The sequence below is a fragment of the bacterium genome (assembly GCA_016716565.1).
GTDB lineage: Bacteria > Bacteroidota > Ignavibacteria > Ignavibacteriales > Ignavibacteriaceae > IGN2.
This window is the reverse complement of the sequence record JADJWC010000003.1, coordinates 391459-410873: the sequence shown is the minus strand read 5'-3', so window position 1 is coordinate 410873 and position 19415 is coordinate 391459. Positions and strand designations below refer to the sequence as shown.

The following is a 19415-nucleotide window of genomic DNA, read 5'->3' as shown; positions in this document are numbered from 1 at the left end:
TTTTAGTTTTTTGAATGTAATGAAAAAATAAAATTCATTTGAAGCGGACTACTTAAATACTTGCTCGTTACGGTAATAGTAACCTTTTTAAAGAAACTCTGCACAAGAATATTCTGACCGGAAGAATTAACATAATTTACCTTTGAAGTAACTGTATAATCCTCTACATGTGGAAGACTAACAGGCTTCGAATAATTATTATAATCATCCATATCATCAAAATTTGGCCATACTTCACCTATTTCAGGACCACAAGGAAGAGTAAGCTGATTTTCATTAATTGCCTGAAAATCTATTGTCCGTTCATCAAAGGCTTTTTGTTTAATTTCTTCAATCAGATCATCACCAAGAGAAAATGCAGTAAGATATACTTTATTCTCGGTTTCGACCGTGGTTGTTTGAAGTAGTGTCGAATTAAAGTTCAATGAAATAAAGGCTAGAAGCAATATTGCTCCCAAACTCAACATAGACTGCCCTGTACTCATCTAATAGACTCCTATACTATAGCTAGAAATGTTAATAAATAGATCAGCATAATTTCACAATACCAATGCCAAAAACAATAACTTTCACTTGTTTGTTTTTAACCCATTTTCAATTTTATAAATTCGCTTCACGATTGTTCAATGACATATTTAACGGTGATATTGTAAACAATTTCAGGAGAAGACAGTAATAATTGCTTGCAGCTTTTAAAATTTCGCTAGATTCTTGAGGATAAAATCACCCGACGACAATTTTGGTAAAGCGCTACATATGACTCGTTAAAATCCACCATTTTTGATGAATACAAAATACCATGAAGTTATGAAGTTGAGTTCGGTACGAGTAGTCATTCCGGCTTGTTCGGAATCAAGAATCTACCAAGCGGAGTTTATTTCTATCAGTTGCAGGCTGGTGAATTTGTAAACACAAAGAAGATGATTCTTTTGAAATAAAAATCTTTGTGGGTTTTAAATATTGAATTCTTTTAAAAATGAAATTATTAGTAAAAGCGAGTTGGCGACTCGTTTTTTTTGTATTCTGATTTCTAGGAGAATGAAAATTAATCCGAATATTTTGACGGTAAAATCAACAATTGTTTATTGGCACAGCAGTTGAAAAAATATAATCTGAAAATGAATGAGAATTCTGAATAATTCTTTATTAACTATAAGGTAGAACTATGAACTCAATTCATCGGATTTTAAGGAATGGTGCGGCCATTGAGAGAGTTGATCTGGTCCGGGCCACAATAAATGAGGCAGAGGAGATAAAAGATAACCTTCTCAATGATATTAACTTCAATAAAATAATTGTTGATCTGAGCACCTGCAACTACATTGACAGCACATTTTTTGGGGCTTTAGTATTTGCGTATAAGATGTTAAAACAGCGTGGATGTGCAATGGTACTGGTAGTAAGCAAATCGCTTTTGCTAAGAAGTTTTATCTATAAGGAAATAGCATCTGTTTTCAAGGTCTACCATTCGATCTCCGAGGCATTGGAAGCTTTTAATAATAATAATTACGGTTCGGTTTCTAATAATAATTATCATAGTTTAGCAAGCAGGAAAGAACCCGTCAAAATTGTCCAGTTGCCTTTACAAATTAATTCTGAATAAAAATTTTAAGTAAAATTGACTTCCAATCGCCCAACATTTACAATTTAATTTAATGAGCGGCTAAATGAAAATACTTTTCATTCTATCTATTATTTTGATTTGCACAATTATTTTTACAGCTATAAAAATAAGATCGGGACATAAAAAGGAACTAGCTGATATCTTTCAAATATTAAACGAGCGCAAAAGATTAAGCGAGGAATAAAATACTTAGGAAATGAATGTAAATTTTATCTGCTATATTTAATTCTCCATTTGCTAGTGCAATAGCACCATTCAACAGTTTCACCATTTATTGTTAGCAATAATTTTTTTTAGAGATCTAGTGGTATGCTTTAAATCTTTTACTTGATATAATCTTGCAGCTTGTATTTAAAAGCCCCCATTTCATCTTCAGCCGTAATGTATTCGCTGTTCTTCTTCTAAGCACCAATATTGGTGAATTGACAATTCCGGATTTACTAAAGTTGAGTAACAGATATGGTCAATTCCTCACTGAAAATAAAAAAGGGCACTATGTGCCCCATCCCTCAAAATACTACACTCCATCTGAACTTCTCACCTCATTATTTTTAATTTCTGGTACAATGAGAAAGCGAGCACAACAAGTATGATTGTATAAATAATAATTAGCATATTACCCCACAATTTTGATCTTCTTTTAGGCCAATTATTATACCAGCATCCGAACCATTTTTTTTTAATAATTGATGTATATCTGAATTAAAATGACTTTTTAAATAACGGGATGTTTATTTATGAGTCAACATTATTCGAACCATGTGAAATATTTGTCGCCAATTCTACGATAAGATATCACTTCAAGCCAATCGTATCATACATTCGTACTGATGGAGAATAAGTATCATTACTGAGCACATTTATGAGGACTAATACTGCTTGAGCCGAATTGAAATATTAGAGGCAGTAAAAAAAAAGCCGCTATTAAAGCGGCTTTTTTATTAACTATTAGAACAGGTAAATTATTCAGCGGTTAATACTTCTATCGAAGATTCGAGCAGATCACGTGTGTACTTGAAGTTATGACCACCGAAACTTAAATCGTGTTCAACAAAGAAGTAATTATACAACGCACCCGAATGAAATGCTGGAGCAATCTTTAATGGATTACTTGAACTTGCATTGATTGAACCAGAAGCTGTTATCCAGTTACGATCAAGCAGAAGTGTATGCAGACTATCCAATAAAGTGTGTACTTCGGTTTGTGTACCTTCATAGTCTAATTCCATTCCAGCTCCATGACAACCAGTTGTTTCGCAACCAGCTACCAATTCACCCTCTTCAGATTCCAGCTTCATTGTATGACCACCGGCTGGATTTCTTTCCTCAAGCGCCATATGACAGATACTACATCCATCATCTTTAATTGCCTGAGCAGTAGTATGGAATGAATTTGTATAGGTGTAACCCTGGAACTCAAATCCATTAGTTCCTGCCAACATTGGACCTTGAACACCATAGTGCTGATACCAACGGCTTGATGTAATGGTGATTGTATCAGTTGCAGCAGTTTTCGTTGGATCTGGTTTTGGATTTATAGAACGTGGTTTATGGCAATTAGCACAGAGGTTGCCTTTTCCATAATCGAATACCGGATCAGCTTCACCAACCACGCCAGCTAACATAGTAACTGGCTCAACAGTTCGGAGAGAAAAGTCTGCACGTGAGTGTGGTGAGTGACATGCAAAACATCCGATTGGAGAAGAAATTGGTTGACCAGTTACAGTCTGACCAAGTGATGCTTGTACAAATCCTTCGGTCGTATGACAAGGTGCACAAGAGCTGCTGTTTTCAAAGTATGCACCACCGTTAGAATGTTTGGAATCTAACCACTGTGTTCTGATACCCCATACATAATACAATGTATCATAATCGGGGTTATGGCATTGTGCACAAACGATGCCTTCTTTGAATCCTTCCCAGTTAACTACAGATCCTGGACCTGGGTCTCCCGGATCTCCTTTATCGCCTTTGTCACCTTTTGGTCCCATCGGGCCTTCAGGTCCTTCGCAGGCTGCAAACATACCTACTAGAAAGATTCCTGCTACGAGTAATCTTAATAGGCTGCTTAGTTTTTTCATATAAGTACTCCTGATTAATTATTTATATTAACTATTATAGAGCTAGAATTCAATATCACTTCCAAAAAGATTCAGCAAACCATCAATGTGCTTTTCTGGATTTATAATATTCCGATTTTGATCAACAACTCCGCCATGACAATTAGTACAATTTGTAGCATTCGGATGACTGCCACCTTGTGCCTGTGTTTTTGGCAATGGATTACCCGGACCTCCACCATGACAGCTACCACACTGAGATGTAGATGGATCGTTCCAAACCGGTTGGTTATCTAAATTTCCATTCTTGAAATAGCCATGACAATAAGTGTTTGCACAAGTAAGACTACCTGCATTATATGCTGGATTAGGAATATATACTTGTTGATTTGGATCAATTGGAACTCCCGGTGAAGCATCATCATTAGTAGTAGTATTTGCTCTTCTATTATTCATCAACACTTCTGCGGGCAAATCGGAATCAACATGTCCAGGTGTATACACACTGCCGGGAACGTTATGACATTCCGTGCAGGTTAAGTTTCTTCCTACGTCTCCACCATTAAGATGTATCTGATGAGCACCAACTCCTCTTTCACTTGTAGAGCTATTACCATTTATGTCTGTGGGTGGTGCATTTGAACCGGGACTTCCATGACACGTTGTGCAATTTTCCGGTCCGCTAACATAAGTATGGCAATCCAAACAAGTTGGTGATAATGAACTGCCATCGGAGTTTTTGAAACTTCCACCATCATAGTTGTCTCCATGACAGCTTTTACATTGGTTCATATCCCATTGAATATTTCGGATGTATTTACCATGAAAATTATCACTTGAGGGATCGTTAATACCATCAACGTGAACATTAATCGTTGGATGACATTCAGTTGTATTACATCCAACCTTAGCCACGCCTCCTGAAAAATCAGCCGCGTGACATTCCTGGCAATCATACATTCCATTGGGTGAGCCAGCAATTGTTTTGGGATGAAAATCAGGCGATGTTGGAGAATAAAGACTATCACCGTGCGTACTGATTTTTGGAACTGAAGGAATATCAGTATTGAGTTCACTGCAGGCTGCTAATAAAATTAAAGCTGAAAAGAATGTTAAATATGTTAGTAAAATTTTGCTCATACTATTTTCCAAATTTTTCATTACATACCATGACAATAATTACAGAAACCGGAAGTTTGCTGAGACATTGGTGATGCACTTGTATGGCAATTATAACACATTGATCCTTGTGTATCGTGCCAATCACCTCTTTCGTCTCTCATAAAATTGGTCACGTGGGTCTTTGGATTTGTGCCTTTGATTCCATCGCTATCGAGATGACAGGTTATACAAGTCGGATCAGCTCCTGTACATCGTGACAAGATACGCATCTTTCAATATCTCTTCTTGCCAATCTTGCATGATCACCACCACCGTACCAACACCAATAGTTTTGAATGTTGGAGAAAGATGCGACGATGGAACAATTCCTCCCATAGCAAAATCTGCGTTTTCAGACTGGTGACAACTCGCGCAGAAGGTTTCTATCTGATGACAGGACTGACATTCATTTGTCTTTCCTTTTGCATCAATTCCGTGGGAGAATCTATAGCCAAAATCTCCATGCACCTTTAATATAGCTTGTTGTTTCGCACCATCAACAGAATTACTTGGATAATATGGTGCATAAAAATCATCCGGTAAATTCATTTCTGTTATTCCGGTTGTCGCAACGTGGCAATCCTGACAGGTGGTATTATCATGACACATCATACAGTTCGCATTCAATTCCCATGCAAGGAATTTATGTGATCTTTCAAAGTCAACAGTTCTGTGATTTTGCGGTTTTAAATAATTAGTTGAGATATGACAGGATTCACATGCATTGGATGCAATCTTAACTTCATTATGACATCCTGAACACATTTCCATTGGTGGATTCACTTCGGCACTCTCAAAACTATAATCCACTTTATCCAAGCCTTTATGGCAATCGAGGCATTGAATTCCCTGGACAGCGTGAATCTTGTGATTGTACATTAACTCGGATTTTTTCTGAATCAGTGGCTCATAGTTGTCATCAATATGGCAAGTACTGCATTCATCGTCGTTATCTACTTCGTGACAGTCAACGCAGTTATCGTGATTTGGCAGAAGCCGGTCATTTAAAGAAATGCTTTCGGCAACCGAAGAATGACAATCACCACATTCAACTAATTCACTGTGCAGAGAGTGAGAAAATTTAATCAGATCTTTATTGCTTTTTAAGGGTTCAGATTGCTCGCCTGAAAAAGCAACTAAAAGAAGTAGTGTGCCGCTGATGGCAAAGATTGTTATGTATAAATTCTTAATCATAATTCTCAATTAAAAATTGTATTAAACCAGAAGTTAAGCTTAAAGAATAAGCGCCAATCATTTTGATAAATTTTGTTATCCAGATACTGGCCCTGAATATCGAAAGACAAAGTTCTGAATGGCCGAACATTTGCACCAGCCAGAACAGAAACTAATTCATTTGACGGATCATCCGCTGATAGTTTATATCTGGTATATGAAAATCCCAAAGAAGGAGTTAACAATCCTTCTAGTTGAGAAAAAGCAGTGTATAAAGAAATTGCATCCATCTCACCAGCGTAACCAAAATTCTTTCTGGCTGTGATAGTTCCATAGGGTGATGATAGTCCGAGAGTAAGTCGTTGTGATCTTTCATCCTTATAAGTCACGTTAGCAAATTTTCCGATAACAGTATATTTATTATCGATTAAGTAATCAACTCCGCCTTCAATTTCCCAGGTATTGCCGTAATCAAATACCGAGAAGATCGAGTTGTATCTTATTTTCGGCTCACGGTAATTATAATAAAGGCTAACACCCAGATTCTTTATCTGATTGTATCTTCCTGAAATTTCAAATCTTGAAGAAGTATTGAAATTCAAATCATAGTCATATCTGATGTTTCCACTGCCAAAATTTTGTTTGAAGTAAGAAACTTCACCTGACAGGAATTGATACTGATTGGATTCATTCTCAATTAGAACATTGATCGGATTGAGTTCCGGATCTAATCTGACTGCAGTATATGATTGGCTTAAAAAATTCTTGTTGATATACTTAGCACTGAATCTCCAGTCCATCAGAGCTAGAATAGTAAATTCACCACCAAGCAGATAATTTTCACTCCAATTTTCTACGAGTTCAAGCTTTTGATATGCAGGCACATTACCACCGTAATATCCTGACAGTTTGTATCCTTTATAATTCAATCCAAGCGTTGCTCCATCAAAAACACCGCCGGCAATCGAATTAAAAAGCGGCTGTCTTCCTAACTTCAGAGACGCTACATCAAAAATATTACTGAAATCAGCATATAGATTATAAACTCTGAATCTTGGATCACTTTGCTGTGGATTTGAAAGGTCATACTCAAGATTTAAGTTCGAACGCAGCCACATGTTTTCTTTTCCGAAATTGAACGAAAGCATTTGGTAAGTTCTTGCGTTAGTAGTTGAAGAGCCCGCTGTGTCGAAGCGTTCGAAGGTGTAAATTGAACTTGAGAATCTGCCGTTAAGGCTTTGTGGGATGACTGTATACAGCATCCCACCTGCTAAAAGTAACAGTAAAATTTTTTTCATACACTAGTATAGCTGTTTATGCAATTACTTTATTCTTTATTCAGTCGGAACCGGATGCTTAATTTTATCCCACATCTCTTCCAACTTGAATTCAACATAAGTGGGGCTTTCAGCATTATGACATCCGATACAAAAGCTTTCTAAATTTTCGTGGACGATCATACCATTTGCAATGGCTTCAGCACGGTTTTCCATAACCTTTTTACTTTTATAATCTGCTCCTGCGCCATGGCATGTTTCGCATTGAACACCGTCTTCAACTTTGAATTTTTCACCGATAAACTTCGCATCAACATTATAGCCTGATGCGTGACATTTCAAACATTCAGGTGTTTCAACTGCTTTCGTTGTAAAACCTTTTTCTTTTGCTATCTGGTCTGCTTTTTCTGATTGAAGAGTCAAATATGCCTGAGCATGTTTAGTGTTTTGCCAGATTGATAATTGGCTACCCTGCTTCTCTGTCTTATGACACATTCCACAAGCACTTGTGCCGATAAAACCGCGTTGTTCTGTTTGAGCAGAGATAATTATGATTGGTAAGCTGATGAGTGCAACAAGGATTCTGATAAACATGATCCCTCCTGGATAATGATTTTTTTTTACAATACTTATTTAAACAATGTCTTAAAAAAAACAAAGGAGAGCACCAAAATTATAAGTTGTTACAATCAGGCTCTCCTTTGTACTAAGGAGGCTATGCCGAGATATTGACAACAATCACACCAATTTTAACTGAAATGAAGTTAAAATATTTCCATTTTTTTAGTGATACATTCCAATTATTGGGAAAAGACAATTATTTCTTCTCATTCATTAGAAATGAAAACTCTCTATCAATATTTAATCTTAATTAGAATAAGGATAAAATTTTGGAGCCCCTGCTATCAACGAGAGCACTATCTGGTAGATTTCACAAGGCAAATTGAATTCTCAGCAACAAGATGTTACTCAATTTGTTCTTTTTTGATGATAACTGATTTAATTATCTTTTCGAAAAGATTTAAAGGGAATTCCGGCTTATGCTAAAAACTATATTGATTATTCTTTTTGCTTACATATCACTTATGTCACAACAGGATGATAAACACGTCTGGAAAGTTATTAATGCTGATGACGGTTCAAAATTCTGGTTTGATGCAGCGTCGTTGGATACAATTAATGGTGATAGATTTAATATCTGGATACTTCAAACAAATCAGCCTCCTAAAACTTATGAAGGTATCGATGGAGAAGTGTTCAGAGTAAAAACTCTTTATACGATAAATTTAACAACTGTTAAATATGGTATTCTGAAAGTTCGATACTATAATTTAAGCAACCAGGAGATATTCTCATTCGACTACGATAAACCAATGCCGCCGGAAAGTATAAGATATCCTTACCCGATTACTGATCACTCTCAATTATTTTATCTTATAAGGAGTTGTACGGACCCAAAGAAGAGCAGACTAAGAAGTTTAATTAGAAAATATAGATAAAGATATTGTCAGGTTTCAATTTGAGTGTGGAGAAGTATCTCTTCAAGAATAGCTGATACTCGCAAGCAATCTGCCAGTTCGCCTGAAAAAACAACAGCCTTTCCATTTATGTGAACTTCAAAAGTTTTATCACGCGCCTCAATAAAAGAACAGTTTGTAGCTTTAATGATTTGAGAAATAACTTCCTCAAAAGTATGCCAATCATCATTAAAAAGTATTACCCTGCTTCCTAAACTGACGTCCGATTTTTCTTCTTCAATTATCTCTAACTCTGGCGATTGCTTAACTGGATTTTCCATACTGTGAAAATAATTATTAGATGGAATAAATTAAAGAAGGATATTGTTCTAATAGAATTTCAATTGAGAAAATTAATTGTTTTTATAGCAGGTCATCTATATATTTTGACTATAAAATAATGTAATAAAATGGAGATCAAATGAAAATTGTTGCTTGTGTTAGTCACGTCCCCGATACAGCCACAAGAATAAAAGTCGGAAGTGATGGTAAAACGATCGACCCCAGCGGAGTCACTTATATTATAAATCCTTATGACGAATATGCAGTTGAAGAAGCCTTAAAAATAAAAGAAAAGTCCGGATCAGGTGAAGTTATCGTTGTAACATTAGGAACTGAGAGCAGTAAAGAAACAATCAGAAAAGCATTAGCGATGGGCGCGGACAGTGGAATTCTTTTGAAAGATGATAATCATCGGGATTCGATTGGGATAGCCAAAGCGCTGGCTGATGAAATTAAAGCTCAAGGTGCGCAATTGGTTTTTATGGGTAAGCAATCAGTCGATTATGATAATTCAATCGTAGGTCAATTGACTGCAGAGCTGCTTGGTTATAATTGTGTTGCCGTTTGTGTTAAGCTGGATATTGATGGTGATAAAGTAATTGCTGAGCGTGAAATTGAAGGAGGACGTGAAGTTGTCGAGACTTCATTACCAGTTATAATTACCTGCCAGAAAGGGCTTAATGAACCAAGATATGCTTCATTAAAAGGAATAATGGCTGCGAAGAAAAAAACAATAGAAGAAAAACCTGCAGTTACTTATACACAAACAAGTGAAGTTGTTGGTATGAAACTTCCCGCTGGCAAACAGCCCGGCAGGATAGTTGGCAGTGATGCATCTGCAGTACCAGAACTGATCAGGTTATTAAAAGAAGAAGCAAAAGTAATTTAAGGAATAAATCGAATGCCGAATAAAATTTTAGCAATACTCGAACAACGTGAAGGAATAATTAAAAGATCAGGGTTTGAAGCCGTAAGCACAGCTGCAAACCTTGCTAAAGATTTAGAAACTTCTGCTGAAGCAGTTGTGGTTGGAGATTCAATCGCAAATATTGATGACATCTCCAAATATGGGATCCAAAAAGTTTATCATTTAAAAAACGTCGCGCTGGCAGACTATTCTTCGTCAGGATATTCCGAAGCGATAACAAACCTGGCAAAAGAATTCGATTATGATATCCTGATTCTGGCCAATACTACATTAGGTAAAGACCTTGCACCCCGGTTAAGTGTTCAACTGAACGCTGCTTGTCTGGTCGATTGTATAAAAATAAACTTAACCGGAGCTGAATTATTTTTTACCAGACCGGCTTATGCAGGTAAAGCACTTATCGATGTAAAACTTTTAGGTGATAAAAAAGTTATTACAATAAGACCAAATGTTTTTAAAGCCCAGGTAATTGATGAAACTGCAAAAGCTGAAATAATTGTTAAGGAATTATCTGACGTGAATTTGAAGTGTAAAGTGACAGCATTCAAAAAGTCTGAAGGCAAGCTTGATGTTGCAGAAGCAGATATAATTGTTTCCGGCGGAAGAGGTATGAAAGGTCCGGAAAATTTCCATCTTATCGAAGAACTTGCCGAAGCTCTTGGTGGAGCTGTCGGTGCATCTCGTGCAGTTGTAGATGCTGGATGGCGGCCTCACAATGAACAAGTTGGTCAAACAGGTAAGACTGTTTCCCCTTCTCTTTATGTTGCTTGTGGAATATCAGGTGCGATACAACACCTTGCGGGAATGTCTTCATCCAAATATATTGTTGCAATAAATAAAGATAAAGATGCACCTATTTTCAATGTTGCCGATTATGGAATTACCGGTGATTTATTTGAAATCATTCCGGCATTGACGAGTGAAATTAAAAAAGTTAAACAATAATCAAAGAGTGCCTATTTGCAAAAGATAGCCTGTGAAATATTAAACCTCTCTTCAAGTCCTGCAACAGGTGGAGCTTATGCCATACTTCTTAAGGAAATTGAGGGCAAGAGAAGGCTACCAATTATAATCGGTGCTTTCGAGGCTCAGGCTATCGCACTTGAAATTGAAGGAATAAAACCACCGAGACCTCTTACGCACGACTTATTAAAGCAGTTAACCGATAGTCTTGGGGCATCCGTCCTGGAAGTAATTATTGATGAACTGAGAGATAATACTTTTTTTGCAAAAATAATTCTAGAAGTTTCAGGATTTACACAGGAAATTGACGCACGACCAAGCGATGCGATTGCTCTGGCGGTCCGATCACAATCAGCTATCTATGTCGCAGAAAATGTTATGGATGCCGCAGCTTTCGTACCGACAGATGAAGTTGAGGAGACATCTCCATTAACTCCAATTCCAAACTCAGCAGAATCGAAGAAGCCACCTACAAAAGAAGCAAAACTTGCGGCATTACAGAATCAATTAAGAGAAGCAATTGAGGGCGAGGAATATGAGAGAGCTGCAAAAATTCGTGATCAGATTAAAAACCTGACAAGTGAGAATTAATTATTTCAGTTAAAAATTTTCTGCCCGATTTTACAATCAAGACATCTTTCCTTAACACAATAGTTTCTGAAGAGTTCTATCATTGCCTGGTAATTTATACTCCTTCTTGAAGCTTTACTCAACCCGAGCGTCGATTCAACTTGATCTACAACCATGTTCGAACCGTATTGAGTATAGTTCATATACAGTTCTTTTACTTTTCTCTCAGATTCTTTTTTGCCGAATATTTCAAAGTATAAACTCAAAATCGGAAACAGTACATTGATTATTATTTCATCGGCTCTCGAAACACCAATAAAATAATTTAGTTTTTCACTGGACAATTTGTCAAAATTGAAATGAGTTGACCAGTATCCTTTTTGCATCTGTAATCAGATAATTTCTCAGTACAACATTCGCTTCTTTTACAGTTCTCTCATCAGTAAAATAATTTATCAGGGATTTAAAGACATCATTTATCAGAAAATGAGAAATCAGAAGTCCACCGCCGCATAATCTTATGGTAGGAAAATTCTGCGGACGGCTTTTGAAAAAGTTCCAGTCTGCTTTTTTAAAAATTGCCCCATCATACTTTTCACGAACTGAATTCCATACCTCGATTAAATTTCTGATATACTCTGCTGTTGAATCTTCCTTAAAAGTAACTTTTTGAGGAATGAGTCCGCTAACATTGAACAGTGAACTTTCAACGATCACTTCAAAATTCTCTGCTGTCCGGAAATTATTTAGAAAAGAAATGTTAACAGCTTTTGCCATCCGCAGCATAATTTCTTTATTTCTTGAATAACCGAGAGCTTCAAAAATCATTTCATATACAAGTTGTTCCCAAAGATGAATATCAGTAAAATCTGAGGGTGAATATTTTTTATTAAAGTAATCCTCGCCAAAATCATATTTCAATATTGGTTCTCTAATATTCATTTCCTTCAGATAGAGCATTTCTTTTAACCGGTCTAGAAACCGTCGTGATTTTCTGTTGAATCTGTCAACGCCAAGTTCGACTAAGAAATCAAGCTTTTCCTTTTTATGAATCGAATCATTCCTACCCTCGCACGGCATCCGGAATTTTCTGTTTTCTTTTTCGGACTGAACTGCATCAACTAACGATTTGTGAATATTCGATTCAACAAAATCCAGTAAACATAAGGAACTTATTTTCCTGCCATCTTTGCTATAAACAAACGGTTGATGTTTTTCTTTGGAAATGACTATATGTAATATGACTTTATTATATTTCTTATCGAAGGAATGACCGTGAGTTTTCCAATCGGAGTGAAACGTGTCTATTTCTATATCACCTAGGTATGTGATGTTGCCAAATTTAATCCGAGCATTCAGAAAATCCGGACCGGCTAAATCTTTATTGTGCGTACCCGGATCAATTATCTCAATTTTTTGAGCACTATCCAGAGTAAGTTCTCTAACAAAATTTCCCTCTTTCCAGATTTCATGCACTAATTTTTCGCTGATGCTCATTTTGAATAAAATTTATCAGTATAGATGATACTTAGCATTTCCGGTCTAAAGATATTTTCTTTTTGATATAAAGAAAATACTAAAAGAGGATTTTTTTTGGGTAGAATATTCTACCAAAAAATTTCTTGTTGATAAATTGAATATTAGGTCTTATTTAAGCGTTATTCGTTTTTTTTTCTGACACAACCAGATTCATCTGTTTCAGTTCTGATTTTGCCGCTTCGTCGAAATCTTCGCCAAAACTTTTGTGGATGATTCCCCTGCTTACGTTCACAAGGAAATAATGCTTTCTCTCTTTAAATAACAACTCAGCAACATCAGCAAGACTTCCACCCTGCGCACCAACTCCGGGAATTAATAAAGGCAGATTATCAATTAAGTTTAGATTTTCATGTAACTCATTAAGTTGAGTGGCACCAAAGACGAGGCCGCAATTTAAATTTTTATTCCAGTTATGGATCTTTTTGATTACTTCCTGAAAAAGATAATCACCAGATAAAAGCATGGATTTTTGAAAATCCATTGAGCCAGGATTTGAAGTTAATGCAAGGATAAAATTAAATTTATCAGAGTACGAGAGAAACGGATGGAGAGAATCCTCACCCATATAAGGATTCAGGGTTGAGGAATCAAAATTGAAATGTTCGAAGATAGATCTTGCGTACAAGTTAGATGTGTTCCCAATGTCCCCTCTTTTTCCATCAGCAATTGTTAAAATGTGCTGAGGAATGAATGACAAAGTTTCCTCCAGGCTTTCAATTCCGGATTTTCCTTCACTCTCATAAAAAGCGAGGTTCAATTTATATGCTGCAGCCGCATTTTTCGTCGATTCAATTATTCTTCTGTTGAATTCAATTACCGGATTTTTATGTGAGGCTAAAAGATTTGGTAGCTTCCGGGAATCAGTATCGAGTCCGATACAAATATATTTTCCTTCGTCATTTGCTGATTTAAGTTTTTGATAAGCATTCATTTGATATCAGGTATAATTTTTTCTTGTACGATAGAGATTTGCAAGTATTCCCAGCATGAACATATTCACAAGCAGTGAACTTCCGCCATAACTAATAAAAGGTAACGGTATCCCGATTACAGGAAGAATTCCAACCACCATTCCAAGGTTAATTATGAAGTGGATTAAATAAACTGAAAGAATACCGACTGAAACTAAACTGAGAAATTCATCCTTCGTATTATGTGTGAGCTTCAAAATTCTAAGAAAAAGAACTAAAAAAATACTGATCACGAAAATACTTCCGATAAATCCAAACTCTTCACCGATAACACAGAAAGCAAAATCTGTCCATTGCTCAGGAATAAATTGAAGCTGTGTTTGATTACCTGCTAAGAATCCTTTACCAGTAAGACCGCCTGAACCAATCGCAACTTTGGCCTGAATGGTATTGTAACCCGAGCCAAGTGGATCAGCATTTGGATCTAAAAATGATTGAATTCGTCTTTGCTGATGCGGACTCAAAGCATGATAAACATAATCAGCGAAGAAACCACTGGCTAAACCAATTGCAAAGATAGATGCACTAAAAAATAAATTCCTTTTGAATGTTATCAGTAATGCAATAACCAGAAGCATCGCAACGATAAAATAAATCGTACCAAAGATAGAAGCAATCGCGACAAATGCTGGTGATAATACAACAAATAATGAAAACGTACTTATTCCCTTCCAGAAAAACATCATAAGAATTACACCCATAAAGACAATGGATGTACCCATATCCGGTTCCATAAGAATCAAAAGAACAGGAGTAAATCCAATTGCCAGAGTAAAAAGTATATCTTTAAAGGAATCAATGTTAGAATTATTCCTGCTTAGATAAGCTGCTATTGCCATGATCGTTGCAATTTTTGCCAGCTCTGAAGGCTGAAAACCTATTGCTCCGATTACAAGCCAGCTTTTTGATCCTGATATCTGCCTCCCCATTCCAAGAACTGCTACAAGCAGAAGCAAAGCAACTATATAAGCTGGAATCGCTAAAGATTTATAAACATTTGTTGGGAGTGAATAAGTGATGAAAAAATTATGAAAGATACAATTCCCCATACAACCTGCTTCTGAAAATTTTCCTGAGCAAAAGTATTATTGACTGTGGAGCTGTAAATTGCCAACAATCCAAAACCAAAAAGAATTAACGCAGGTAAAAAGAGTCCGAAATCAAATTTATCTTTTATGTTATAGTCAATTCTCACTTAAGATTATTCCTCAATTAATCTTTGCTGAAGCGATTTCGTTCTCAAATGTTTTTCCTTCTCCCTTGAAACTGTTCATATATGCCTGTATTACATTTTTTGCAATTGGTGCCGCATGAGTTCCTCCAAAACCAATATTTTCAACGAGTACTGCGATTGCAATTTTAGGATTTTCGTACGGTGCAAAACCAACAAACCAGGCATGATCTTGTCCGTGAGGATTCTGAGCTGTTCCTGTTTTACCACAAATTTCAATATCCGGTAACTTAATGTGAGTCGCTGTCCCGTGACCATTCACGACTAAGTACATTCCCTTCTTTACAATATCTAAAGCTGACTGACTTACACCGGTACTTATTTCTTTAAATTCGAGTGAAACAAGTTTTTCTGTTTTATCATCCAGATAGCCTTTTACGACATGCGGAATTTTTGATTTTCCATTATTAGCAATCAGACTAGCATAGACAGCTAATTGCAATGGGGTTACACTTACCTCTCCTTGTCCGATACCGAGACTTGCCATTATACTTTTTGGCCAATTTTCTCCATATCTTTTTATATAGTATTGTTCATTGGGAATTAGACCTGGGACTTCTTCAGTAAGGTCAATTCCTGTCATACTTCCAAATCCGAACTTTGATGCATATTCTTTCCACTTATCAATACCGATTTTATAGATAAGTCTGTAGAAGAATGAATTACAAGATTTTTCAATGGCGGTAACAACATTTACAGTTCCATGATTTCCATGACATTTAAAAAACCTTCCGAAAGTAAAACCACCACCACAAGTCATTGAAGTTGATTCATCAATTACACCCATATCAAGTGCTGCAAGTGCTGCAAGCATCTTAAAAGTGGAACCCGGCGGATGGATTGACATTGTTGCGCGGTTGAATAATGGTGTAAATGGATCACTGTAAATACTGTCCAAAAAAGTTTTTGGAGTATAATATGAAAACCTGTTCAAATCATAATCAGGTGAGCTGACCATCGCTAAAATTTCACCGGTTGTAGGTTCGATTGCAACGAGAGCTCCTCTCTTTCCTTTGAACTGCTCCTCAGCAACTTTTTGTGCTGAGGCTTCAATTCCTAATACAAGATCTTTTCCTTTAATTGGGAGTAGATCATCTTTTCCATCCTGAAATCTTCCGATCTGTCTTTGTCTTGAATCAACGAGAACATATCTGTAACCTTTCGTTCCGCTGATTATTTTTTCGTAGGTCTTCTCTATACCATTGTGTCCAACGTAGTCACCCGGATTATAAAGTTCTTTTTCTTTAGCCAGCTGTTCTGGAGAAATTTCTTTGGTGTAACCAAAAGTATGGGATGCTAATAGCTGTGCTGGATAATAACGCTGCATTTCAATAATATAATCCACTCCTGTTAAGTGTTCAGAATTCTCTTCATACCAGGCTATCACTTTAAAATCCACACCTCGTCTTACTTTTACAGGAAGAAATTTCGAATAAATTTTATTTTTCTTTAACAAGTTATTTACGTAGCCAGGCTCGGTACCTATAACAGCTTCAAGAATAGTGTTAAGGGTAGTATCATAAAATGCAGGGGTTATCCGGATTGTGTATGCAGGAACATTGCTTACAAGAACTTTATAATTTCTGTCGTAGAAAATACCACGGAGCGGCTGAAGCTCGATACTTTTAATGCTGTTATCTGTAGATTTTTTATCGTACTCCAATTCTATGAAGAATCTGCATTTGAAATAATCTTCCGGCAAGTATTATCATTGTAGCGATAATAACCGTGAAGATAATTGTTTTGCGTTTCAGTGATCCAAAGTTTTCTGTCTTCAATCGAAAGCTCTTCTATAAGGTACAATTACTACTAAAATACTTACTATCGATGTATAAATTGAAGGCAATAATGCGTGATTAAATAACGCTTGAACAAAGTTTGTGTTGAAATCTATCACCGAGAAAAAAGAAAAAATAACTGAATTAATCAGTGCGCATATTGCCACGACCAACGAGAATGAATAAGTGTAAAGATATTTTTCACGTTTTGTTTCACCTGAAAAATATCCGGCAATAAACCCGGCAACAGTCAATGAAAGCATATTACTTCCAGCAAGATTTCCTGAAATCAGATCGTAAACCAATCCAAATGCAGCACCGTTTATTGTTCCGAATATCTGTCCATTCGCAATTGAGAAATAAACCACTGCTATTACCAGTAAATTCGGGATTACTTCTTCAACTGCAACAAATGGAATAATTGTCAATTGTATTATTACAACCGGAATGAAAATTAACGGTGGTATAAAATATTTCAGCTTCATTGCCTGTTGTAAAAATTAAGTTCAAGATTATTTTTTTCTAAATTTTCTACAAGCATCAGTATGAATACGTTTTCAACACTCAACACTTCTTCAAAAGGTTTTATATGGATAAGATTCAGAAGTCCTGTTTTATCTTCTTCGATTTTTGATATTATTCCAACAGGGATTGGTACAGGAATAATTGAGCTGACTTCCGATGTTACTATTCTATCACCAACATCAAAATCAAATGTTCTGGGAACATCAACAATTATTAATTTTTCGCCATCCCATTTCATAATTCCATTTAACCTGTTCTTTTCATTTTTTACGGTGAGCTTGAGATCAACATTTTTAATCGTTCGTACTATAGAAAAACTTTCTGAGCATGATTGTACAATTCCAACAAGCCCGCGGTAACTGATAACTGGCATCCCTGGTTTAATGCCTTCGTTGCTTCCGGCATTAATAGTGATTGTGTTTTGTGTTACTGATAGTGATTTTGAAACGATGCTCGCAGGTGTCAGCGGCAGCGACGTACTATCTTTCATTTCTAGCATCCTTTTCAGCTCACTGTTCAATATCCCTTCTTCTCTCAAAATACTTAGCTGAAGCATCAACTGAGCATTCAATTCTCTTAATGCAAGATTTTCTTTTTTGAGCTGAGTTATGTTAAATACATCATAAAATACGGACGTAACAGAAGCAAAACTCGCAAAAGCAAGTGCCCGTACTTTTTGAACCTGCGGATTATTATTTTGTGTGAGTAGTGAGAGACTTATAATAACCAGTAAAACTAAAACCAGATATTCCCTGAATTGATTCCAAACATATGAGAATAGCTTGAACATTAATATCTTCTGTTACGAATAAGAACCTTTGAATATTCATTGAGATTTTCGATAACTTTTCCGGCACCTCTTGCAACAGCCGTCAATGGATCTTCAGCAACGTGAACCGGCAAATTGGTTTCCATTTTAATTCGTTCATCGAGACCTTTCAACAAAGCTCCACCGCCTGTTAGCATCACTCCCCGATCAAGAATATCTGCTGAAAGTTCCGGAGGTGTTCGTTCCAATGTTTGACGCACAGTATTTACAATCTGTGTAATTGCTTCATTTAATGCTTCACGAATTTCGACTGAACTAACTTCTGTTGTCTTTGGAATACCACCAACAAGGTCGCGACCTTTCACCTGAATTGTTATTTCCTCTTTCAAAGGAACTGCTGAACCTACTTCACATTTAATTGCTTCGGCTGTTCTTTCGCCGATAAGTATGTTATGATTTCTTTTAAAGAATTGCATAATAGCATAATTCATCTCATCGCCGGCGATACGAATTGATTCTTCATTTACTATGCCTGATAATGCGATAACCGCAATCTCGGTAGTTCCACCACCGATGTCAATTATCATATTTCCGACAGGTGCGTGCACGTCAATTCCGATTCCTATCGCTGCTGCCATCGGTTCCGCAACAAGGTGAACTTCTTTTGCACCAGCGTGTTCGGCACTATCTCTTACTGCACGTTTCTCGACTTCTGTAACTCCACTCGGAACTGCAACAACAATACGACGGCTGCTCAATGCACCTGCTTTAACTCTTTTTATGAATGCACGAATCATTCCTTCAGCAATTTCGAAGTCTGCAATTACACCATCTCTCATCGGACGAGTAACTTTTATTTCCTTATGTTCTCTTCCCTGCATTTCTTTGGCTTTGTTTCCAAGTGCAATAATCCTCTTTGAACTTTTATCGAATGCTACAATCGAAGGTTCGTTGAGTACGATGCCTTTTCCTTTTACATAGATCAGCGTGTTGGCAGTTCCAAGATCGATTGCAATGTCAGTTGAAAAAAAGTCAAATAATCCCATA

The 19415-nt window shown here is 36.5% G+C and carries 20 protein-coding genes and 2 pseudogenes; 6 read left to right on the top strand and 16 right to left on the bottom strand.

Going from position 1 to position 19415, the window contains the following annotated elements; genetic code table 11:
* Positions 1-2 precede the first annotated feature (2 nt).
* A complete protein-coding gene (locus tag IPM14_13995) occupies positions 3-485 on the bottom strand; it encodes a hypothetical protein (GenBank protein MBK9099203.1) in 483 nt (160 codons plus the stop codon).
* A gap of 357 nt (positions 486-842) precedes the next feature.
* On the opposite strand from IPM14_13995, the gene IPM14_13990 reads away from it, so the two are divergent.
* Both IPM14_13990 and IPM14_13985 read left to right on the top strand, forming a co-directional pair.
* Entirely contained in the window at positions 843-938 is a 96-nt protein-coding gene (locus IPM14_13990) for a T9SS type A sorting domain-containing protein (GenBank protein ID MBK9099202.1), read from the top strand.
* A gap of 227 nt (positions 939-1165) precedes the next feature.
* Entirely contained in the window at positions 1166-1603 is a 438-nt protein-coding gene (locus IPM14_13985; protein ID MBK9099201.1) for an STAS domain-containing protein, read from the top strand.
* Between the two features lie 983 nt (positions 1604-2586).
* On the opposite strand, the gene IPM14_13980 is transcribed toward IPM14_13985, so the two are convergent.
* The 6 genes from IPM14_13980 to IPM14_13955 form a co-directional block, all read right to left on the bottom strand.
* Positions 2587-3705 carry a collagen-like protein gene (locus tag IPM14_13980; protein MBK9099200.1) on the bottom strand — a complete coding sequence of 373 codons (1119 nt, stop codon included), beginning with the start codon at positions 3703-3705 and terminating at the stop codon, positions 2587-2589.
* 42 nt (positions 3706-3747) lie between these two features.
* Complete coding sequence (locus IPM14_13975) at positions 3748-4824, bottom strand: CxxxxCH/CxxCH domain-containing protein (protein ID MBK9099199.1); 1077 nt, start codon at positions 4822-4824, stop codon at positions 3748-3750.
* Between the two features lie 20 nt (positions 4825-4844).
* On the bottom strand, positions 4845-5066 hold the full coding sequence (locus IPM14_13970; protein ID MBK9099198.1) for a hypothetical protein: 222 nt from the start codon (positions 5064-5066) through the stop codon (positions 4845-4847).
* Positions 5044-6039 carry a cytochrome C gene (locus IPM14_13965; protein MBK9099197.1) on the bottom strand — a complete coding sequence of 332 codons (996 nt, stop codon included), beginning with the start codon at positions 6037-6039 and terminating at the stop codon, positions 5044-5046. Before IPM14_13965 ends, IPM14_13970 begins: the two co-directional genes overlap by 23 nt.
* Before the next feature lie 5 nt (positions 6040-6044).
* A complete protein-coding gene (locus IPM14_13960; GenBank protein ID MBK9099196.1) occupies positions 6045-7166 on the bottom strand; it encodes a hypothetical protein in 1122 nt (373 codons plus the stop codon).
* 186 nt (positions 7167-7352) lie between these two features.
* A complete protein-coding gene (locus IPM14_13955; protein ID MBK9099195.1) occupies positions 7353-7889 on the bottom strand; it encodes a cytochrome c family protein in 537 nt (178 codons plus the stop codon).
* A gap of 446 nt (positions 7890-8335) precedes the next feature.
* On the opposite strand from IPM14_13955, the gene IPM14_13950 reads away from it, so the two are divergent.
* Positions 8336-8794, top strand: coding sequence for a hypothetical protein (locus IPM14_13950; GenBank protein MBK9099194.1), 459 nt, complete (start codon positions 8336-8338; stop codon positions 8792-8794).
* 8 nt (positions 8795-8802) lie between these two features.
* On the opposite strand, the gene IPM14_13945 is transcribed toward IPM14_13950, so the two are convergent.
* Complete coding sequence (locus IPM14_13945; GenBank protein MBK9099193.1) at positions 8803-9093, bottom strand: ATP-dependent Clp protease adaptor ClpS; 291 nt, start codon at positions 9091-9093, stop codon at positions 8803-8805.
* Between the two features lie 140 nt (positions 9094-9233).
* Between IPM14_13945 and IPM14_13940 the strand changes: the two genes are divergently transcribed.
* Genes IPM14_13940 through IPM14_13930 form a run of 3 tightly spaced genes read left to right on the top strand, consistent with a single transcriptional unit; the run spans position 9234 to position 11576 of the window.
* Entirely contained in the window at positions 9234-9983 is a 750-nt protein-coding gene (locus IPM14_13940; GenBank protein ID MBK9099192.1) for an electron transfer flavoprotein subunit beta/FixA family protein, read from the top strand.
* Positions 9984-9995: 12 nt separating this feature from the next.
* Positions 9996-10967 carry an electron transfer flavoprotein subunit alpha/FixB family protein gene (locus IPM14_13935; GenBank protein ID MBK9099191.1) on the top strand — a complete coding sequence of 324 codons (972 nt, stop codon included), beginning with the start codon at positions 9996-9998 and terminating at the stop codon, positions 10965-10967.
* Positions 10968-10982: 15 nt separating this feature from the next.
* A complete protein-coding gene (locus tag IPM14_13930; protein ID MBK9099190.1) occupies positions 10983-11576 on the top strand; it encodes a bifunctional nuclease family protein in 594 nt (197 codons plus the stop codon).
* Between the two features lie 5 nt (positions 11577-11581).
* Here IPM14_13930 and IPM14_13925 read toward each other — a convergent pair whose 3' ends face one another.
* The 8 genes and pseudogenes from IPM14_13925 to IPM14_13890 form a co-directional block, all read right to left on the bottom strand.
* Positions 11582-11941: a DUF2851 family protein gene (locus tag IPM14_13925; GenBank protein ID MBK9099189.1), complete on the bottom strand. Its 360-nt coding sequence runs from the start codon at positions 11939-11941 to the stop codon at positions 11582-11584.
* Positions 11904-13031 carry a DUF2851 family protein gene (locus tag IPM14_13920; protein ID MBK9099188.1) on the bottom strand — a complete coding sequence of 376 codons (1128 nt, stop codon included), beginning with the start codon at positions 13029-13031 and terminating at the stop codon, positions 11904-11906. Before IPM14_13920 ends, IPM14_13925 begins: the two co-directional genes overlap by 38 nt.
* A 175-nt stretch (positions 13032-13206) precedes the next feature.
* Positions 13207-14025, bottom strand: a complete 819-nt coding sequence (pyrF, locus tag IPM14_13915; GenBank protein ID MBK9099187.1) for an orotidine-5'-phosphate decarboxylase — start codon at positions 14023-14025, stop codon at positions 13207-13209.
* Positions 14026-14031: 6 nt separating this feature from the next.
* Positions 14032-15260, bottom strand: a pseudogene (gene rodA, locus IPM14_13910) (rod shape-determining protein RodA).
* Between the two features lie 13 nt (positions 15261-15273).
* Positions 15274-17008, bottom strand: a pseudogene (gene mrdA / locus IPM14_13905) (penicillin-binding protein 2).
* A 62-nt stretch (positions 17009-17070) separates the two neighbouring features.
* On the bottom strand, positions 17071-17559 hold the full coding sequence (gene mreD, locus IPM14_13900; GenBank protein ID MBK9099186.1) for a rod shape-determining protein MreD: 489 nt from the start codon (positions 17557-17559) through the stop codon (positions 17071-17073).
* Positions 17556-18389 carry a rod shape-determining protein MreC gene (gene mreC / locus IPM14_13895; GenBank protein ID MBK9099185.1) on the bottom strand — a complete coding sequence of 278 codons (834 nt, stop codon included), beginning with the start codon at positions 18387-18389 and terminating at the stop codon, positions 17556-17558. Before mreC ends, mreD begins: the two co-directional genes overlap by 4 nt.
* Complete coding sequence (locus tag IPM14_13890; protein ID MBK9099184.1) at positions 18389-19414, bottom strand: rod shape-determining protein; 1026 nt, start codon at positions 19412-19414, stop codon at positions 18389-18391. Before IPM14_13890 ends, mreC begins: the two co-directional genes overlap by 1 nt.
* Between the last annotated feature and the right edge of the window lies 1 nt (position 19415).

What these genes read in the sequence shown, in the direction of transcription:
- IPM14_13925 (MBK9099189.1), bottom strand. Translation starts at nt 11,941, where the DNA reads ATGCAAAAAGGATACTGGTCAACTCATTTCAATTTTGACAAATTGTCC.
- IPM14_13950 (MBK9099194.1), top strand. Translation starts at nt 8,336, where the DNA reads ATGCTAAAAACTATATTGATTATTCTTTTTGCTTACATATCACTTATG.
- IPM14_13965 (MBK9099197.1), bottom strand. Translation starts at nt 6,039, where the DNA reads ATGATTAAGAATTTATACATAACAATCTTTGCCATCAGCGGCACACTA.
- mreC (MBK9099185.1), bottom strand. Translation starts at nt 18,389, where the DNA reads ATGTTCAAGCTATTCTCATATGTTTGGAATCAATTCAGGGAATATCTG.
- IPM14_13940 (MBK9099192.1), top strand. Translation starts at nt 9,234, where the DNA reads ATGAAAATTGTTGCTTGTGTTAGTCACGTCCCCGATACAGCCACAAGA.
- IPM14_13935 (MBK9099191.1), top strand. Translation starts at nt 9,996, where the DNA reads ATGCCGAATAAAATTTTAGCAATACTCGAACAACGTGAAGGAATAATT.
- pyrF (MBK9099187.1), bottom strand. Translation starts at nt 14,025, where the DNA reads ATGAATGCTTATCAAAAACTTAAATCAGCAAATGACGAAGGAAAATAT.
- IPM14_13980 (MBK9099200.1), bottom strand. Translation starts at nt 3,705, where the DNA reads ATGAAAAAACTAAGCAGCCTATTAAGATTACTCGTAGCAGGAATCTTT.
- IPM14_13995 (MBK9099203.1), bottom strand. Translation starts at nt 485, where the DNA reads ATGAGTACAGGGCAGTCTATGTTGAGTTTGGGAGCAATATTGCTTCTA.
- IPM14_13945 (MBK9099193.1), bottom strand. Translation starts at nt 9,093, where the DNA reads ATGGAAAATCCAGTTAAGCAATCGCCAGAGTTAGAGATAATTGAAGAA.
- mreD (MBK9099186.1), bottom strand. Translation starts at nt 17,559, where the DNA reads ATGAAGCTGAAATATTTTATACCACCGTTAATTTTCATTCCGGTTGTA.
- IPM14_13975 (MBK9099199.1), bottom strand. Translation starts at nt 4,824, where the DNA reads ATGAGCAAAATTTTACTAACATATTTAACATTCTTTTCAGCTTTAATT.
- IPM14_13955 (MBK9099195.1), bottom strand. Translation starts at nt 7,889, where the DNA reads ATGTTTATCAGAATCCTTGTTGCACTCATCAGCTTACCAATCATAATT.
- IPM14_13960 (MBK9099196.1), bottom strand. Translation starts at nt 7,166, where the DNA reads ATGCTTTCGTTCAATTTCGGAAAAGAAAACATGTGGCTGCGTTCGAAC.
- IPM14_13985 (MBK9099201.1), top strand. Translation starts at nt 1,166, where the DNA reads ATGAACTCAATTCATCGGATTTTAAGGAATGGTGCGGCCATTGAGAGA.
- IPM14_13890 (MBK9099184.1), bottom strand. Translation starts at nt 19,414, where the DNA reads ATGGGATTATTTGACTTTTTTTCAACTGACATTGCAATCGATCTTGGA.